This window comes from Lactococcus formosensis (assembly GCF_018403745.1).
Classification (GTDB): Bacteria; Bacillota; Bacilli; order Lactobacillales; family Streptococcaceae; genus Lactococcus; species Lactococcus formosensis.
The window spans coordinates 22527-39100 of sequence record NZ_BOVP01000011.1 but is presented as its reverse complement, the minus strand read 5'-3'; the positions used below and the strand labels follow the sequence as shown (position 1 = coordinate 39100).

The window sequence follows — 16574 nt, the reverse complement described above, 5'->3', positions numbered from 1 at the left end:
CACAGCACAGCACAGCACAGCACAGCACAGCACAGCACAGCACAGCACAGCACAGCACAGCACAGCACAGCACAGCAGTAGTTTTGCGCCTTTTTTACTATGCATTAAATAGACGTCCTGGATAAGGGCGTTTTTTCGCTGTTTAAAATAAAAAAATTGAAATAAGGAAAATCATATGAATAGAGAACAAAAGAGAAAGCTGGGACTAATCGCTGTCCTAGGACTCGCCCTCTTAGTTGGAGGAACCTTCGCCTTTACAGCCTTTAACCAACAAGCCATCAATGACCGACTCAGAGAAAATGATGTCGAAGTTGGCGGTCGTGTCCATGACTACTATAATCGAGACACCGAAAACAAGGACGTCTTTGTCGAAAACTACGGTCACAATGACATCATGGCACGCATCCGCCTGTCTGAGTTTATGGAAATCCAAGAGCGTGGGCAATCAAGCTTCACACCGGTTGTAGATGATACTGAGCGTACAGATGTGACCACTTGGTCCACTTATCTTCCCGCTGCCAATAATCTCAATGTACGGACAGGCGAAGGTGCCAATCGCTTTAACGCTTACTCTAGTCTGAGCTTTGGCCGTGAAGGCGCAGCCCCTTGGTATCTCCCTACCTTTAATTACGATATTGCTGACCTAAGAACAGCCGCCGCAGATCATGCCCGTGATTACCTCCAAGATGGAGCCACACATCCCGGGGAAGGAACAGACAACTTTTGGTCAGAAAACGAAAGTGAAGACAACAGCGCAGGCACTTGGCCAGGCTCGATGGTAACACGAGAAACAGCTCAAAATATCAACCAAGAACGCCCTCCAATGACTATGGAGCAATGGTTTGAACTGGACGATGCAGATAAAATCGGAAACTTCTGGGTTGTAGACTACCAAACAGGCTGGGCTTATTGGGCAAGTAAACTGCAAGGCGGACAAGCAACCTCATATCTCCTTGATGCTGCTGAAATGCAACCTGATGCAGACGCCATCAATGGTTCATATTATTATGGTATCCACGTTGCCAGCGATTTGGTTAGTCCAGAAAACAGAGGGCAATTTCTTGAAGCAGACGAGGAGGGCGAGCATCACAGATATTTAGAAGCTTTTCTTAACAGTATCAATGATGGAGAGATGACTGCTGGTTGGAATCTACCGACAGAAAATCCACCAGCTGATGAACCTTCAACTGTCGAGAATTTTAACTTTGGACTTATGAATCCAGGTCATCTCTTTACAACTTCAGATGGGCAACAATTCCGTTATCTTGAAGATATGGGAGGTGGTAATCACTTGATTATTCTTGATGAAGCGATTCGTCGAGTTCATTTTAATGAGCAAAATAATAAACTTGCGGAGTGGTATTCAGACCTTATAGAAGCAGAGCCAAGACTTGATGCTATGGTAAAACCAGTAGCTATTCCCATTGTTGTACCAAGAATTTCGGATGGTTCAATTACTTGGGAAGGGGGTACTCGTTGGTTGCCTAGTAATTTAGCTAATTTCCCAGAAGTAGCCAATGATTTAACAACTGTTGCTGAAAGTGGTGGTATCAAACAAGCTTTTGCCCTCTCTCTGGCAGATGTGAGTAGACTTTCCCAAGGTGGAGGTGCATTTTCTAATCACGCGGAGCGTCTAGGTGGCAATAACACTTTTTGGTTACTTCGGACTCCAGGAGGCACTGACTCCTTTGTTTGGGCTGTGAATTCGTATATGGCTCCTGGTCAGCTCTTTGGTAATTTTAATGTTAATACCACAGGAAATTCTAATAATGGTGGAATGCGACCAGCCCTTATCATCCATCAGTCAGGAACATAAAGAAGGCAGTTTCTTTATGTTTTCACTATCCATTATAAAAAATTCCATAACTAAAAGCCCTTGACGAATAAATGTCTAAGGGCTTTAATTTTTGATTTTAAAAACTCCGTCCACCGCCAGAACCTCCACCGCCAGAGAAGCCACCTCCACCAGAGTTATTATTTCTAGGGATGCGGCGAGTAGTAATGAAGGAGTTGACCAGTGTATCGCTTCGTTTGGATAAGTTTAATTTTCCGTTCTCTTGATAACCGTAATTCCAGTGGGCGCCCATCTTTAATTGATAGCGGGAGACCAGAACGATGACAAAGGCACCGGCGGAGATGAACGCAAGGATAACCGCGATTAGAATATAAGCAGGACGGAAGGAACGTTGGAAGGTAACTGCTCCCGTTTGTGGGTCAACTGTATATTTTTGATCTCCAGGTATACCCTGCTCATAATAATGCGTCACCTGCGCATAAAAACTCTCTATGGCTTGTTGATAATTCCCATCGGACAATTGTGGCTGCACAATATCTAAAATAGAGTCAATCCGAGAAGAAGTAATATAATGCTTCAAGTTTCCTGTTGCCCAGATATAAAGCTTCCGTTGTGACATATTAATCACCAAGACAATACCATTGTTCCCTTGGCCAACTTTTTGAGCTAAGTAATTGACCGCAAAATCTTTGGGCGATTCAGTATCGTTCATAGTTGTGACTACAAAGACCCCGGCTTTAGTCTGATCTGCAAGCAATTGAGCTTCTTGCTCAAGGGATTGTGTTGTGCCACTCAAAAGAGCAGCCTGATCGTCAATACCTACCTGCTGTGCAAAAGTATCTTTAGGGAAAGCAAATAATGTACATAGTGTAACTACTGTAAAAAATAGTGTTAAAAGTATTCGTTTCTTTTTCATGAGACAAACCACCCCACAATCACTCCAAGTATGAGTACAGTAATGAAAATAAGAAGTGCCACTAGGGCGACTTTCATTTTATCCACAGGAAGAATACCAGCAGTTTTACCTGTTTGCCCATTCATCGCATAGTAGAAAAGTTTATCGCTATTTTTTTGACGATAAGTCACGAGCCAGAGTGGCAAAAGCACATAGTCACTTTCTAGATTTTTAATGCTTTGTTGAGATTGAACACTAGTAACAGCGGTATAGCCTTGTATTGTATCACGCATGAGCGCTTCAGAATACTGACGTAATTCGCTATCCACCCGTTCCTTGATTTCGGCATACTCAATATCTCTTTTTTCAGTTAAAAAACCGGAGAGATACTGATTTTTAAATGATACCGCTTTGGATAAATCGAAAGGTTGGACAGCACCAACCATTTTTTCAGGTTCATTTTTTTTCAAGGCATTTTTAACTAAATCTTGAAAAGAACTGTTCCCTTCTCGGATAATTTGGTATTGCTTGGTTTCTGTGTATTCTAAATCTCCAACAATCCAGACCCGAATCCTATTGGCACGTGCTTGTAATTGTCCTTCTAAATCTGCACCAACAACCCAATAAGGAAAGTAAACACCTTGGAGTTGCTTGATTTGCTTTTTGTCAAAGAAATCTTTCGGGACAAATTTCTTTTTCCCTACCCAGTCAAGAAAAGCTTCTTCAGCATCTCTCTGTTCAATCTGGAAGGGTAAAACTTTTTCAGGAAGAAATTTCCCAGACAGACGCTCTGAAAGAACGACAGGGTTGTGACAGTAGTAGCAGAAAGTCGAAGCAGTTGTTGCATCAGTCACAATTTCCGCACCACAAGAAGGACAAATAAAGAGTCCAACCTGATCATCAATCGGTGTTTCTGCCTCATCAGTTTCTAGAGGAACATCTGGAGCAATTTCTTCTGGAATTCCCTTGTCTTCTTGTTTAGCTTCAAAGGCAGTAACTTCCTCTTCTGTAAAGGTAGATAAGCAGTACTGACAATGAAACTTTTGACTTTTAGGATCAAATAGGAGGGGGCCGCCACAGTTAGGACAGAGATGGGTGAGAACCTTCGACTGGCTCATAGTTTACCTCTTTTCTGATCTTTATAAAGGCTTAGCAACGAAAGGTTGCCCACATTCCGGACAGAATTTTGGCACACCATTAGCTAAATTAACGACTGCATTACAAGCTGAGCAAGCCATTTCAATCTTTACGTTAGCTGTTGCTTCAGGTTTTTTCTCCCCACAGTTTGAACAGAATTTTCCTGCATTTTCTGTACCACAAGCTGAACATGTCCAAGTATCTTCTGATTTTGTCGCAGCTTTTTCCTGTTGAGCCATTTGGGCTTGATTTGAGGCACTGGCTTGACCGAGAACATCACCCGCTTGGTTCATCCCCATGCCCATTCCCATAAAGGCTTGCATAGCTCCACCCGTGTTGCTTCCAGCAGCTTCGATACCGCGGGCCACAGCGCCGTGCATATAGCCTTCACGTACACTTGGATCACCAAGCATCGCACCTTGATTACGCATATTGATCAGTTTTTGACTGTCATCTGTGTAACTGATGGAGCTTACAGCCACAGCGACCACTTCGATTCCACGAAGTTTGCGCCATTCTTCATCAAGTGTATCTGCCATATATTTTGAAAGTTCAACAGATTTTGAAGGGAGGAAAGAAACGCGCTCCCCTTGGGCTGAGTAAAGGTTGATCGACGTGTTCAATGCTGTTAAAAATTCTTGGAGATATTGTTCGTTGATATCTGAAATTTCAACTTGCGTTTGATTTTTAGGAATGGCATTAGCATAGAACAAGATAGGATCTGTAATTCTTATCGAATATGTTCCATGTGTGCGAAGGAAGAGTTCCGCATTGTAGAAGTTATCAAAGTACTGTAAAGGTGTTGCTGTGCCAAACTTAATACCTTTGATTTCTTGAAGATTAATATAGTAAACTTCTTGTTTTTGCGGTGTCACACCACCAAATTTAAAACGGAAGAAGGCTTCTTGCACAGATTCTTTAAGGCCGCCGTTAAACATAGAAGGTGCAGTATCATTTTTGACTGTATAATAACCTTCCTCAGCGGTATAGTCAATAATTTTTCCACCGTCAACGAGGAGCATCATCATATTCGGATAGACATGCACGACAGACCCATCTGTGATGACGTCAGAAGTTCCTTTACGATTGCTGCCACGTTTATCGTCCTTACGTACCATGACACCTTTGGTCATAACGGTTTGATCGGACATATCTTCTGGTTCGATGACTTCAAGCCATTGATCGGCTAAAGTTCCCCCAAGGCTACTTGTTGCTGCTTTAATGATACCCATATTTTTCTCCTGTCTTTGTTTAAATTACACGCTTTCATTATACCATAGAAGTAAAATAATTTTTTACAACTTGAGTAGGATTTATTGATTCTTGTAATTCCTTAAGATTTAGGTTATAATACTTTAAAACCTTTAACTTAGTCCAGAGAGGCTAGCAAGGATACGATAAATTATATCCCCTTATTTTGCATACTTTTAGGTATGTGAAAAGGATGATAGACGCTTTTTGTACACCTGCAGTCCTTCTGCAGGTGTTTTTATTATGAGTCCTTCTGCTTTAGCAGATTAGAAGGATAGTAGGGAGCGGAGCAAGTTGTGAACCTTCCGTCATTCTCTGTTTAAAAAAATGACGGAAAATCTTATAGTTTTTCTCCCTCACAGCTATCTTTCTGTGAAGAGAATGAAAGTTTGCAAAGAACGTTTGGCATAAAGACATTTTGAGCTGCAGAACTGGTTGATTAATGAATTCGTTTTATAAAAAGGAGGAGTAATGAAGCTTCAAGAAGAAATGCTTATCGTCAGTCAGAAAGAAGTAGCCGAAGATATTTTTGAGTTGGTATTGCAAGGTGATTTGGTAAATGACATGGAAATAGCAGGACAGTTTTTGCAACTAAAAGTTCCCAGTCAGGATTTACTTTTACGACGTCCGATTTCGATTTCGAGTTGGAATAAGCAGGAAAAAACGTGTACATTACTCTATCGTCGAGGTGATAAAACAACAGGCACTTACCTATTGTCAAAAATGGTTGCAGGACAAGCCATCGATATTCTTGGTCCTTTAGGTAAAGGCTTTCCGGTTGATGAGGTAGTAGAAACAGATCATGTCCTTATCGTAGGTGGAGGGATAGGTGTTCCACCATTGTATGAATTAGCAAAACAGCTGAGTAAAAAAGGGTGTCAGATTACGGTTTTACTCGGATTTGCACGTGTAGAAGTTAAGATTTTAGAAGAGCAATTTGCTCAACTTCCTAATGTACAGGTAAAAGTAGCAACAGATGATGGTTCTTATGGCTGCCAAGGTCATGTTGGACATTTATTAAACCAGCTTGATCAAGAAGCAGATGCAGTATATGCTTGTGGAGCACCGATGATGTTAAAGGCTGTTGCCACAAAATTTGAAAGTTTAGAGCGCTTATATTTGTCGATGGAAGCACGGATGGCTTGTGGGATTGGTGCATGTTATGCTTGTGTTGTTCCAGATAAAAAAGACCCCACACATGCTTTAAAGGTATGTCAAGATGGGCCTGTATTTAAAGGAAATGGAGTAGTAATATAATGAATCGACTTGCAGTAGAACTTCCTGGGTTAAAGCTTAAAAATCCAATTATTCCTGCTTCAGGCTGCTTTGGCTTTGGTGAAGATTACGCACGATATTATGATTTGAATCAGCTGGGTTCCATAATGATTAAGGCTACAACTCTTCAGCCACGTTACGGCAACCCAACGCCACGTGTTGCAGAAACAAATGCAGGTATGCTCAATGCTATTGGTCTTCAAAATCCTGGGCTTGACGTCGTGTTATCAGAAAAATTACCGTGGTTGTATGAAAACTTTCCTGAACTCCCTATTATTGCCAATGTAGCTGGTTCTGAACAATATGATTATGTAGCTGTCTGCGATAAAATAGGAACTGCGCCAAATGTTAAAGCTATCGAGCTTAATATTTCTTGTCCTAATGTCAAGCATGGAGGACAAGCTTTCGGTACAGATCCTAAGGTTGCTCATGATTTGGTCAAGGCTTGTAAGGAAGTAGCAGATGTACCTCTATATGTCAAACTCTCACCAAATGTTACAGACATCGTGGAAATCGCTCAAGCCGTAGAAACGGCGGGAGCTGATGGTATTACGATGATTAATACTTTAATGGGAATGCGTTACGATCTGCAGACTCGTAAACCCATCTTAGCCAACATTACAGGTGGTCTCTCTGGTCCAGCGATTAAACCAGTGGCTTTAAAATTGGTGCACCAAGTGGCACAAGCAGTGGATTTACCGATTATCGGAATGGGTGGTGTAATGACTGCTCAAGATGTACTTGAATTTTATTTGGCAGGTGCAAGTGCGGTTGCAGTGGGGACAGCAAACTTTTCTGATCCCTATGTGTGTCCGAAAATTATTAATGAACTTCCTGAACTTATGGATAGGTATGGGATTGAAAGTTTAGAAGAATTACGTAAAGAAGTAAAAAAGGAGAAAAAACAAAATGCATGAATCAAGACCAATGGTTGCCCTCGACTTTCCAAGCTTACGCGATGTAAAGAATTTTTTATTGCGCTTTGATGATCACGAAAAACTCTATGTAAAAGTAGGGATGGAACTCCTCTATCAAGAAGGACCAGTTGTTGTGGATTTCCTTAAATTCCAAGGACATGATGTCTTTTTAGATTTGAAACTCCATGATATTCCAAATACAGTTGGCTCAGCTATGAAAGGCTTAGCGCGTTTAGGAATAGATATGATTAATGTGCATGCTGCTGGTGGTATTGAGATGATGCAGCAAGCTAAAGAAGGGTTGATAGCTGGAACACCTGCTGGAGAAAAGGTTGCAGATTTGATTGCTGTAACCCAGCTTACTTCCACAAGTCAAGAAAGTATGCATCATGATCAAATGATTATGACAAGCTTGGAAGAATCAGTTCTACACTATGCTAAGTGTACGGATGAGGCTGGCTTAGATGGTGTTGTGTGTTCAGCACATGAAGTCCAAAAGATTAAAAGCGTAACACGTCCAGACTTTATTTGTTTGACACCAGGTATCCGCCCAGCAGGGACAGCTAAGGGAGATCAAAAACGAGTGATGACACCAGAAGAGGCACGTAATATTGGTTCAGACTATATCGTCGTTGGACGTCCAATTACTCGTGCTGAAAACCCAATTCAAGCCTACCAGACTATTAAAAATGAATGGAATGGGCAAGCATAATAAAAAGCTCTGAATGAATCAGGGCTTTTTAAAGTGGCTTTTTGTTTGGAGTCCCCGCTTTACGTGGGTATTTTTTTGGCGTTTCTTTTTTCTTTTCGATAATAGCGATGTGTCGCTCATCACCATTTGGAAGTTGGTAATCAATCTGTTCGATAAATTTGCTTCCTAAGATGGCAATGGCATGTTTAGCATCAGCAAGTTCTTCATCAAACTTGGCAGCTTTGAGCGACAAGAGGTGGCCGTTTTTCTTGAGGAAAGGAATAGTGAGTTCGGAGAGTACACTGAGACGAGCAACTGCGCGTGCTGTTACAATATCAAATTGAGCACGATAAAGAGGATTTTGTCCAAAATCCTCTGCACGGCCGTGCAATAAAGTGACTTGATCTAGCTTAAGCTCATTAGATAAAAGCGATAAAAAGTTGATCCGCTTGTTGAGTGAATCAATAATGGTTACCTGTAACTCTGGGAATATAATCTTCATTGGTAAACTAGGGAAGCCAGCTCCAGCACCAATATCAAGGATTTTTAACGGCTCATTTTTAATGAGCTTGTAGAGAATTGGGGCGATAGAATCATAGAAATGTTTGAGAAAGACTTCTTTTTTCTCTGTAATCGCCGTAAGATTGATCTTTTCATTCCATTCAACAAGCAGCTCAAAATAATGTTCGAATTGTTCTTTTTGTTGTTCATTTAAGAAAATATCAAAAGTTTCAAGTTGCGCATAAAATTCTTCAGGGTTCATTATAAGTTCCGTTCCAAAAGTTTTCTTGTAACACTGCTGATGTTATCACGTGTTTGGCCCTCAGGGAGTTTGTTAATTAGTTTGAGAGCTTGATTTGTATAATATTGAGCCAGTTCTTTCGTTTTTGTTAATGCTCCAGAGCTTTGAATGAAGCTGTAAACCTCTTCAAATTTTTCTTCTTGAATCAAAGATTTCACATGATGATGGTCAATCTCTAAAGCAAAGAGAACAGGTGCAGAAAAGATACCTTGCTTGATATCTTCATGGACAGGCTTACCCAGAGTTTGACTATCGCTAGCATAATCAAGATAATCATCCATGATTTGGAATGCAATCCCAATGTCCATCCCAATATTATAGGAGAGTTCAGATAAGTGAACATCTTGCATAATTAAAGGAGCAATTGAGGATGACATAGCAAAAAGTTCGCCTGTTTTTCCAGAAATATTTTGAATATAATCATCCATCGTTTGCTCAAAATCAAAATGCTTGTTGAGTTGCCCCAGCTCTCCACCTAAAAGTCGTTCGATAGAGCCGATATTTTTTGTTAAGTTTGGCAAATTAAAAGAATATTTTGATAAGAGCTTAAAAACAGCTACAAAAAGATAATCGCCAGCATAAACAGCTATTGATGGCTCATATTTTTTTGAGAGGGTTTCGACGCCACGACGCGTGTCTGCGTGGTCAACAATATCGTCGTGAATAAGTGTTGCGGTATGCAACATTTCAACGCTTGCAGCAAGCGCGATTTTACTTTTATTATCCATAGTGGTAAAATCGGCGAACATTAATAAATAAGCTGGACGTAGCATTTTTCCACCTGCATCAAACAGGTCAAAAATGGCTGATTTGATTTCTTTGTTTTTGATGCCAACCTGTTGCTTCATCATCTTTTGAACTTTGATTAAGGAAGATTCTAATTTTGGATATTCTGACCAAATTGTATTTTTTACGTCCATTTTTTACTTTCTTTAATAAATAATAACTGAATTGGTGCTACACGTTGAATGAGTTGGTTGCCCCCCACACCGATGGCAAATCCTGCGAGCATTCCGAAAAAAGAGAGCCATGGTAAATAAAGCATTACTGAACTTGTACCTGTAATAAGCGAGGCAACGAGGAGCTGTCCGAGATTATGAAAGAATCCTCCGACAACGGAAATGCCGATGAGAGAAACTCGCTTGGGACCCAGCTGCTTCATGAGATACATTGCCAAGAGGCTTAAAATAGCTCCTGCTGCAGAGTAGATTACTACAGAAACACCTGTAAATAAGGCAGTAATTAGTAAGCGTAAGACTTGCATCGTCCAAACTTTACGCCAATCTAAGGTGAAAATAGCAATAATCATTACGAGATTTGCTAGGCCAATCTTAGCTCCTGGGGCAAAAGCAAAGAAGGAGGGAATCCAGCTCTCAAAAATTCCCATAACAACAGCTACTGCAGTAAGAAGCGCTACATAAATATTTTCTTTTACATTCATCCGCTATAATCCACTCCAGACTCTGGTTGATCTCCAATGATTTGAATGACTAACTCGTGAGGTAAACAAACGATGGTATCGTTAACTTTGGAAATAAAGCCACGTTGCACATCAATTTGGTCGCGACAAGAGGCCTTGATAACAGCAATTTCTCCATCCCTTACCTCTATTTCATTATAATCCCCATCCTCAGAACGATAGGTCCAGCGCTGATTTTTGCTTAAATCAAATGTTTTAATCACCTTTCCTTGTACACGTAGTTGAGCCTTTGACCCAGAACTATTGTGAGGTAGGAGAAAGAAAACAGAAAAAGAAGCACAAAATAAGGCAAGAATAATGATAATATCCAGAGCTTTAATCTTGATTTCTTTGAAAAATTTCATCCCCTCCATGATAGCATAATTTAGGGAAAATAAGAAGCTCGGAATGATTTGTTCGTACGGTAAAAAGAGGATAAGAAGAGCTGTCCAAGCAAATGTTGGACAGCTTTGAATTATTTTTCAGTTTTGTTTTCAGCCTTTGAAAGTTCTTTTGCTTTAGCGATGATGTAATCATGTAATTCATCTTTGATTTGTGGATGATTGAGGCCATATTCGATAGTTGTTTCAACAAAGCCAAATTTATCGCCAACATCATAACGTTTGCCAGTGAACTCATGTGCAAAGACGCGTTGTGTTTTATTTAATGTTTCAATTGCATCAGTTAATTGAATCTCGTTACCTGCACCAGGTTTTTGTTTTTCTAAAACTTGGAAAATTTCTGGTGTCAACAGGTAGCGACCAATAATAGCTAAATCTGATGGTGCATCCTCAACAGCAGGTTTTTCGACGAACTCTGCAACATTATAAAGACCTTTGGAAACTTCACCTTCTGGAGCAATAACACCGTATTTGTCCACATCATCATGTGGAACTTTCATTACAGCGATTGTTGAAGCGTGTGTCTTTTCATAGTCAGAAATCAATTCTTTTGTAAGAGGTGTGCCATCGCCCATAATATTCATGAGGTCGTCACCAAGCATTACAACAAAAGGTTCGTCACCAACAAAGGCTTTTGCTTGAAGTACTGCATGTCCAAGCCCCATTGGGTGACTTTGACGGATAAAGTGGAGATTGATATCTGTTGTTTCTTCAACTAATTTTAAAAGCTCTGTTTTACCTTTTTCTTTAAGATTTTGTTCCAACTCGATGTTTGAGTCAAAGTGGTCTTCGATAGGACGTTTAGCCTTACCTGTAACGATTAAGATATCTTCAATTCCTGATTTTAAGGCTTCTTCAACGATAAATTGAATGGTTGGTTTATCAACAATAGGTAACATCTCTTTAGCAAGGGCTTTAGTGGCTGGTAAAAAACGTGTACCGAGACCGGCTGCGGGAATAATCGCTTTTCTTACTTTTTGTTTTGGATTTGTTTTGATCATTTTAAAAATTATCTCCTTCTGACCTTAGATACTGAATTCATTTTCGGTACGTGTTTCACGACGCATGATGTCTAAGATGCCTTCACGTGCATCCATATTTTCATAAAGAACTTTGTAGATTGTCTCTGTGATTGGCATATCAATATTCATACTTTGTGCAAGTTCGTAAGCTGCTTTAGTTGTTGAGACACCTTCAATAACCATACCCATGTTGGCTTCTATCTCCGCAAGCTTCTCACCTCGACCGAGAGCATCACCTGCTCGCCAATTGCGTGAATGAATTGATGTACCCGTAACAATCAAGTCACCTACACCAGACAAACCACTATAAGTAAGTGGCTGAGCGCCCATAGCAACGCCTAAACGGGTAATTTCTGCTAAACCACGCGTGATGATTGCTGCTTTGGCATTATCGCCAAATCCAAGACCATGCAAAGCCCCAGCCCCAACAGCAATAATATTTTTCAAAGCACCCGCTGTTTCCACACCAATTACATCTGTATTTGTGTAAAGTCGGAAGTAATCGTTAGAAAAAATTTCTTGCGCATATTTGGCTGTCTCTAAGTTTTTCGAGGCAGCTGAGATTAGGGTAATATCACGTCGAATTGTTTCTTCGGCATGCGAAGGACCAGAAACCACAATAATTTCGCTTCGGTATTCTTCTGGAATCTCTTCTTCGAGGATTGAAGAAATACGTTCATGTGTCCCTTGTTCGAGCCCTTTAGATGCATGCATAACTGTCACTTTATGTTTAAGAACTTTTGCGACTTGTTGAGCAACCAAACGTGTTACTTTGGTTGGAACAACAAAAAGAATAGCATCGACATTAGACAAGGCAGCTTCAAGATCTGTATAAGCAGAAATTTTCTGACTTAAAGTAATCCCTTTGAAGTAACGTTCGTTGGTATGCTTTTCATTAATTTCAGCAATTTGGTCAACATTGTTTCCCCAAATACGAACTTCATGTCCATTGTCATTAAGAACTTGAGAAAGAGCAGTTCCCCATGATCCAGGGCCGAGTACGGCAATTTTTTGTGGATTCATATTTTTTCCTTTACTAATTTATCCTAGCTTATAAAAGCCCAATACAACCTCATTTTATCATAATCTATGTTAAAATTCACTGGAAACCCTGAAGAAAAAAATAAAACAAAAAGAAATTGTATTAAAATATATACAGAAAAACAGTAAACGCTTTTATTTATGGCTTGTTCATTGTATAATAAAGTCTAAATATTTTATTATGAAAAAAGAGGAAATTGAATATGCAAAGACAAAAACATATTGCACTTTTGGAACGCTGTGTGGAGATTTCCCAAAATGCTCGTAATCATGGGAATACTCCTTTTGGTGCACTTTTGACAGATGACAAGGGAAATATTCTCCTAGAACAAGAAAATGTTGAAATTACAGAGCAGATTTGCACAGGACATGCTGAAACAAGTTTGGCAGCAAAAGCATCAAAACTTTACTCTAAAGAATTTCTGTGGCAATGTACACTTTATACTACAGCTGAACCTTGTGCGATGTGTACCGGAGCGATTTATTGGGGAAATATTGGGACTATCGTTTATGCTTTAACGGAAAAACGTTTGTTAGAATTAACAGGAGATAACGAACAAAATCCCACCTTTGATTTACCTTCACAACAGATTATTGATTGTGGACAAAAGTCGATACAGATTATTGGCCCCTTTCCAGAAGTAGAGGAAAAAGCTAGAAAAGTTCATGATGGCTATTGGAAATAAAAAGTATGGAGATTTAAAAATGAAAATAAGAGCATTAGAAAGAACAGACTTAAAGGATATTCATATCATCAACAATGAAGCTAAAACTATGCATTTATGGTTCCAAGAGCCATACGAATCTTTAGATGAATTAACAGCTCTGTATGATAAGCACATTCATAGTATGGATGAACGTCGCTTTGTGGTAGATGTGGATGGCGCATTTGCGGGTATAGTAGAATTGATGGAGATTAACTTCATCCACCGTAGCTGCGAAATACAGCTCATCATTACGGAAGAATATTCTGGTAGAGGCTTGGCACAAGAAGCTTTTCACCAAGCTTTAGACTATGCTTTTAAGGTGTTAAATATGCATAAAGTCTATCTTTGGGTTGATGTAGATAATGCTCCGGCTGTTCATATCTATGAAAAAGTTGGGTTCAAAATTGAAGGAACAATGAAGGAACACTTCTTTGCGGCGGGAAGCTACCATGATAGTCATTTTATGGGGCTCTTGAAGAAAGATTATTTGAAATAAAAGTGGGTGAAATATGACAAGCATTCGATCTGCAAATCAGGTTGACTTAGAAGAAGTAGCACATATTAACGTGGACAATTGGCAAGCGACATATGAAAATATCTTGCCCCAATCTTATTTGGAAAGTTTAGAATATAGGACATTCCAGAGAAAATGGGAACGATTTATTGTACAGCCTTCACAAGAGCTTCTTGTCAAAGAGTTAGAAAATAAAGTTGCAGGTTTTATTGCATTTTCAGAAAGCAAAGATTGGAGTGATAACTTGTACATTGATTCGCTCCATATCTCTCAAAAGTTTCAAAGAAAAGGCGTAGGGACTCAACTATTGCTGCAGGTATTACAGCAGGCGAAAGAGGACAAAAAGACGGTTACCATTGCGATTCTGAAAAATAATGAAAATGCTAGGAAGCTCTATACAAAGTTAGGAGCTGTTCATCTTAAAGATTTTTCGGATAAGTTTGGTGATGTTACTACAGATTCAGAGCTTCTTATTTGGAAATAAGCTGATTATAAAATTAGAAAGAAGGTTTTCGTGCTCTCTTTACTCATTGCAACCAAAAAATTAGTCACATCATTTAGTTTTATATTAAAAAAGGACGATACCAAAGCCTTATTTTTCTTAATGGTAACAACCTTGATAAGTGGAACTATCTTTTATTCAACAGTAGAAAAATTTAGCATTTTAGATGCCTTGTACTTAAGTTTTATGACCTTGACAACGATAGGATATGGAGACTTACATCCGATAACTGCCATGGGTAAAATATTTACGATGATATACGCTACGGTTGGTTTAGGAATAATGGCCATGTTCATCTCCGTTATTGCCAAGGCATTTATCTATTCAAAACACAAACACAAAGAATAAATATCGAAAAAAAAGCAGCTATATTTGATCAACTGCTTTTTTTCTTTTCATTTTAATAAATGTTTAATGATGTTGGAGCATATACTGACGAGTCATTGGGAGACCAACACCTGAAGGTCCTTTTGTCAGAAGATATTGAACCACATCAATGTTTCCTGATTCGAAGCTTGCCGCGCAGGCTTGAAGATAAAGGGTCCACATGCGGGCAAATGGACGTCCCATTTCCTTTTCTACTTCTGCAAAAACTTTACTGTAGTTCTCGTTCCAGATTTCTAGTGTTTTTTGATAGTGACGACGTAAGGGTTCTAAATCATCCAGTTGTAATTTTGCAGTCATAATGTGCTCAATGTTTTCGGCGATGTTTGGAATATAGCCGCCTGGGAAGATATATTTTTCAATAAATGGATCAACTCCTGCTCCACGATGTTGTCCAGTAATTCCATGGATGAGGGCACGAGAATTGGGTTTGAGATAATCATAAACCTTTTGGAAATACATTTCTAAGTTTTCTTTGCCCACATGTTCAAACATGCCCACAGAAGTTACATAATCAAAGGTGCCTTCTTTTAAATCACGGTAATCCGTAAGGAAAACTTTTATTTTATCCTCTAATCCGAGTTTTTTCGACTTATTTACGATATAGTTGTATTGTTCTTCAGAAAGAGTGACGCCCACAGCTTCTAAGCCGTATTCTTGTGCAGCAGTAAAGAGCAATGTTCCCCAGCCACAACCAATATCTAATAAGCGTCCACCAGGTGTGCTGTTTAGTTTGTCAAGGATGTGATGGACTTTAGCGATTTGTGCTTGTTCAAGTGTCATATTCTCATTTTCAAAATATGCACAAGAATAAGTCATCGTTGGATCTAACCACTTTCTGTAAAAGTCATTTCCAATGTCGTAGTGTTGATGGATATCCTTTTTAGATTGCTTTTGGGAGTGATTGCCCAAGAGTTCGACAATTGATTTTCCGAAGCCTGATTGATTTGTTAAAAAGCTATCTGCTTTACGATAAGCGGAAGCGACAAGGTCTTGTATACTTCCTTCAATTTCGATTTCATCGTGCATATAAGCTTCAGCAAGAACCAGAGTAGGCATGGATGATAACTCGCTAAAAGCGAATTTCTTATTGAAAATGATGTGTACTTGAGCTTCACCATCGCCATATTTCTCTGTTTTTCCGTCCCAGTAAGTTACTTTTACTGGGATATCAAAGGCAGATGCGAGAGCTTTGTTTAATACTGTTTTTTCAAATACCAAGTTAATTCCCCTTTTCTAACTTTGCTACAGATAAAACTATACTCCGAGTTTTTTTGAATGTCAAATAGTTAAATTTTACAGGTAAATGATAAAAAACACTTCACTTATTTAATAGTCTGCTATGACTTCAAGAGTGGCAAGTGGTATAATGAGTAGCATAAAGGTAACTTTAAAAAGATAAAAAGATTTTAAAACATCCAATAATTAAAGTCATTAACTATTGGGACTTAAAATATATTAAGAATTAATTTAAAAATAGAAAGAGAGTCAATGACAACAACAGGAATTATTATTTTAGCAGTACTTATTATATGGAATATTATTGTTTTTCTTTTTTACGCTATTGATAAATACAAGGCACAGCATCATTTATGGAGAATTCCTGAGAAGGTCCTGATTTCTCAAGCAATAGTAGGTGGAGGTTTGGGCGCTTTTCTGGGTGGGAAAATTTGCCGTCATAAGACACAAAAAGCATATTTTCTTTTCTCATGGTATCTTGGCTTGGCTGTTGACCTAATTTTAGTAGTTCTGATTTTTAAAACCTTACTCAAATAAAACCA

19 protein-coding genes are annotated in these 16574 nt (G+C 39.2%); 9 read left to right on the top strand and 10 right to left on the bottom strand.

Going from position 1 to position 16574, the window contains the following annotated elements; all coding sequences use genetic code 11:
• Window positions 1-175: 175 nt before the first annotated feature.
• The gene (locus KJS37_RS10030) at window positions 176-1816 is read left to right on the top strand and encodes a hypothetical protein (protein ID WP_213497214.1); all 1641 of its coding nucleotides are present in this window, start codon (window positions 176-178) and stop codon (window positions 1814-1816) included.
• Between the two features lie 97 nt (window positions 1817-1913).
• Here KJS37_RS10030 and KJS37_RS10025 read toward each other — a convergent pair whose 3' ends face one another.
• From KJS37_RS10025 to KJS37_RS10015, 3 genes are read right to left on the bottom strand one after another with little or no spacing between them, the layout of a single operon-like run.
• Window positions 1914-2711 (bottom strand): TPM domain-containing protein, encoded by a 798-nt coding sequence (locus KJS37_RS10025; RefSeq protein ID WP_213497212.1) that lies wholly within the window; start codon window positions 2709-2711, stop codon window positions 1914-1916.
• Window positions 2708-3808, bottom strand: coding sequence for a TFIIB-type zinc ribbon-containing protein (locus KJS37_RS10020; protein WP_213497210.1), 1101 nt, complete (start codon window positions 3806-3808; stop codon window positions 2708-2710). The genes KJS37_RS10025 and KJS37_RS10020 overlap by 4 nt, the downstream gene beginning before the upstream one ends.
• A 21-nt stretch (window positions 3809-3829) precedes the next feature.
• Complete coding sequence (locus KJS37_RS10015) at window positions 3830-5059, bottom strand: SPFH domain-containing protein (RefSeq protein ID WP_213497207.1); 1230 nt, start codon at window positions 5057-5059, stop codon at window positions 3830-3832.
• A gap of 490 nt (window positions 5060-5549) precedes the next feature.
• Between KJS37_RS10015 and KJS37_RS10010 the strand changes: the two genes are divergently transcribed.
• From KJS37_RS10010 to pyrF, 3 genes are read left to right on the top strand one after another with little or no spacing between them, the layout of a single operon-like run.
• Entirely contained in the window at window positions 5550-6335 is a 786-nt protein-coding gene (locus KJS37_RS10010; RefSeq protein WP_213497205.1) for a dihydroorotate dehydrogenase electron transfer subunit, read from the top strand.
• Window positions 6335-7270 (top strand): dihydroorotate dehydrogenase, encoded by a 936-nt coding sequence (locus tag KJS37_RS10005; protein WP_017369062.1) that lies wholly within the window; start codon window positions 6335-6337, stop codon window positions 7268-7270. The genes KJS37_RS10010 and KJS37_RS10005 overlap by 1 nt, the downstream gene beginning before the upstream one ends.
• Window positions 7263-7982 (top strand): orotidine-5'-phosphate decarboxylase, encoded by a 720-nt coding sequence (gene pyrF, locus KJS37_RS10000; RefSeq protein WP_017369063.1) that lies wholly within the window; start codon window positions 7263-7265, stop codon window positions 7980-7982. Before KJS37_RS10005 ends, pyrF begins: the two co-directional genes overlap by 8 nt.
• A 28-nt stretch (window positions 7983-8010) precedes the next feature.
• Here the strand turns inward: pyrF and rsmG are convergent, their stop codons facing one another.
• The 6 genes from rsmG to KJS37_RS09970 form a co-directional block, all read right to left on the bottom strand.
• Entirely contained in the window at window positions 8011-8724 is a 714-nt protein-coding gene (rsmG, locus tag KJS37_RS09995; protein ID WP_165712120.1) for a 16S rRNA (guanine(527)-N(7))-methyltransferase RsmG, read from the bottom strand.
• Window positions 8724-9683: a polyprenyl synthetase family protein gene (locus tag KJS37_RS09990; RefSeq protein WP_017369065.1), complete on the bottom strand. Its 960-nt coding sequence runs from the start codon at window positions 9681-9683 to the stop codon at window positions 8724-8726. Before KJS37_RS09990 ends, rsmG begins: the two co-directional genes overlap by 1 nt.
• Window positions 9674-10204, bottom strand: coding sequence for a Gx transporter family protein (locus tag KJS37_RS09985; RefSeq protein ID WP_017369066.1), 531 nt, complete (start codon window positions 10202-10204; stop codon window positions 9674-9676). The genes KJS37_RS09990 and KJS37_RS09985 overlap by 10 nt, the downstream gene beginning before the upstream one ends.
• A complete protein-coding gene (locus KJS37_RS09980; protein ID WP_017369067.1) occupies window positions 10201-10596 on the bottom strand; it encodes a NusG domain II-containing protein in 396 nt (131 codons plus the stop codon). The genes KJS37_RS09985 and KJS37_RS09980 overlap by 4 nt, the downstream gene beginning before the upstream one ends.
• Before the next feature lie 101 nt (window positions 10597-10697).
• Window positions 10698-11624, bottom strand: a complete 927-nt coding sequence (gene galU, locus KJS37_RS09975) for a UTP--glucose-1-phosphate uridylyltransferase GalU (RefSeq protein WP_165712117.1) — start codon at window positions 11622-11624, stop codon at window positions 10698-10700.
• A 24-nt stretch (window positions 11625-11648) separates the two neighbouring features.
• Window positions 11649-12668, bottom strand: coding sequence for an NAD(P)H-dependent glycerol-3-phosphate dehydrogenase (locus KJS37_RS09970; RefSeq protein ID WP_165713276.1), 1020 nt, complete (start codon window positions 12666-12668; stop codon window positions 11649-11651).
• Window positions 12669-12889: 221 nt separating this feature from the next.
• On the opposite strand from KJS37_RS09970, the gene KJS37_RS09965 reads away from it, so the two are divergent.
• From KJS37_RS09965 to KJS37_RS09950, 4 genes are all read left to right on the top strand, one after another.
• Window positions 12890-13372 (top strand): nucleoside deaminase, encoded by a 483-nt coding sequence (locus KJS37_RS09965; protein ID WP_096368478.1) that lies wholly within the window; start codon window positions 12890-12892, stop codon window positions 13370-13372.
• Between the two features lie 19 nt (window positions 13373-13391).
• Entirely contained in the window at window positions 13392-13889 is a 498-nt protein-coding gene (locus KJS37_RS09960; RefSeq protein WP_243415327.1) for a GNAT family N-acetyltransferase, read from the top strand.
• Between the two features lie 13 nt (window positions 13890-13902).
• A complete protein-coding gene (locus tag KJS37_RS09955; protein WP_213497201.1) occupies window positions 13903-14391 on the top strand; it encodes a GNAT family N-acetyltransferase in 489 nt (162 codons plus the stop codon).
• A 132-nt stretch (window positions 14392-14523) separates the two neighbouring features.
• Complete coding sequence (locus KJS37_RS09950; RefSeq protein ID WP_244851411.1) at window positions 14524-14757, top strand: potassium channel family protein; 234 nt, start codon at window positions 14524-14526, stop codon at window positions 14755-14757.
• Window positions 14758-14820: 63 nt separating this feature from the next.
• On the opposite strand, the gene KJS37_RS09945 is transcribed toward KJS37_RS09950, so the two are convergent.
• A complete protein-coding gene (locus tag KJS37_RS09945) occupies window positions 14821-16014 on the bottom strand; it encodes an SAM-dependent methyltransferase (RefSeq protein WP_096368475.1) in 1194 nt (397 codons plus the stop codon).
• A gap of 270 nt (window positions 16015-16284) precedes the next feature.
• Between KJS37_RS09945 and KJS37_RS09940 the strand changes: the two genes are divergently transcribed.
• Complete coding sequence (locus KJS37_RS09940; RefSeq protein WP_017369075.1) at window positions 16285-16569, top strand: DUF1294 domain-containing protein; 285 nt, start codon at window positions 16285-16287, stop codon at window positions 16567-16569.
• Window positions 16570-16574: the final 5 nt, after the last annotated feature.

What these genes read in the sequence shown, in the direction of transcription:
- KJS37_RS10030 (WP_213497214.1), top strand. Translation starts at nt 176, where the DNA reads ATGAATAGAGAACAAAAGAGAAAGCTGGGACTAATCGCTGTCCTAGGA.
- KJS37_RS10025 (WP_213497212.1), bottom strand. Translation starts at nt 2,711, where the DNA reads ATGAAAAAGAAACGAATACTTTTAACACTATTTTTTACAGTAGTTACA.
- KJS37_RS10020 (WP_213497210.1), bottom strand. Translation starts at nt 3,808, where the DNA reads ATGAGCCAGTCGAAGGTTCTCACCCATCTCTGTCCTAACTGTGGCGGC.
- KJS37_RS10015 (WP_213497207.1), bottom strand. Translation starts at nt 5,059, where the DNA reads ATGGGTATCATTAAAGCAGCAACAAGTAGCCTTGGGGGAACTTTAGCC.
- KJS37_RS10010 (WP_213497205.1), top strand. Translation starts at nt 5,550, where the DNA reads ATGAAGCTTCAAGAAGAAATGCTTATCGTCAGTCAGAAAGAAGTAGCC.
- KJS37_RS10005 (WP_017369062.1), top strand. Translation starts at nt 6,335, where the DNA reads ATGAATCGACTTGCAGTAGAACTTCCTGGGTTAAAGCTTAAAAATCCA.
- pyrF (WP_017369063.1), top strand. Translation starts at nt 7,263, where the DNA reads ATGCATGAATCAAGACCAATGGTTGCCCTCGACTTTCCAAGCTTACGC.
- rsmG (WP_165712120.1), bottom strand. Translation starts at nt 8,724, where the DNA reads ATGAACCCTGAAGAATTTTATGCGCAACTTGAAACTTTTGATATTTTC.
- KJS37_RS09990 (WP_017369065.1), bottom strand. Translation starts at nt 9,683, where the DNA reads ATGGACGTAAAAAATACAATTTGGTCAGAATATCCAAAATTAGAATCT.
- KJS37_RS09985 (WP_017369066.1), bottom strand. Translation starts at nt 10,204, where the DNA reads ATGAATGTAAAAGAAAATATTTATGTAGCGCTTCTTACTGCAGTAGCT.
- KJS37_RS09980 (WP_017369067.1), bottom strand. Translation starts at nt 10,596, where the DNA reads ATGGAGGGGATGAAATTTTTCAAAGAAATCAAGATTAAAGCTCTGGAT.
- galU (WP_165712117.1), bottom strand. Translation starts at nt 11,624, where the DNA reads ATGATCAAAACAAATCCAAAACAAAAAGTAAGAAAAGCGATTATTCCC.
- KJS37_RS09970 (WP_165713276.1), bottom strand. Translation starts at nt 12,668, where the DNA reads ATGAATCCACAAAAAATTGCCGTACTCGGCCCTGGATCATGGGGAACT.
- KJS37_RS09965 (WP_096368478.1), top strand. Translation starts at nt 12,890, where the DNA reads ATGCAAAGACAAAAACATATTGCACTTTTGGAACGCTGTGTGGAGATT.
- KJS37_RS09960 (WP_243415327.1), top strand. Translation starts at nt 13,392, where the DNA reads ATGAAAATAAGAGCATTAGAAAGAACAGACTTAAAGGATATTCATATC.
- KJS37_RS09955 (WP_213497201.1), top strand. Translation starts at nt 13,903, where the DNA reads ATGACAAGCATTCGATCTGCAAATCAGGTTGACTTAGAAGAAGTAGCA.
- KJS37_RS09940 (WP_017369075.1), top strand. Translation starts at nt 16,285, where the DNA reads ATGACAACAACAGGAATTATTATTTTAGCAGTACTTATTATATGGAAT.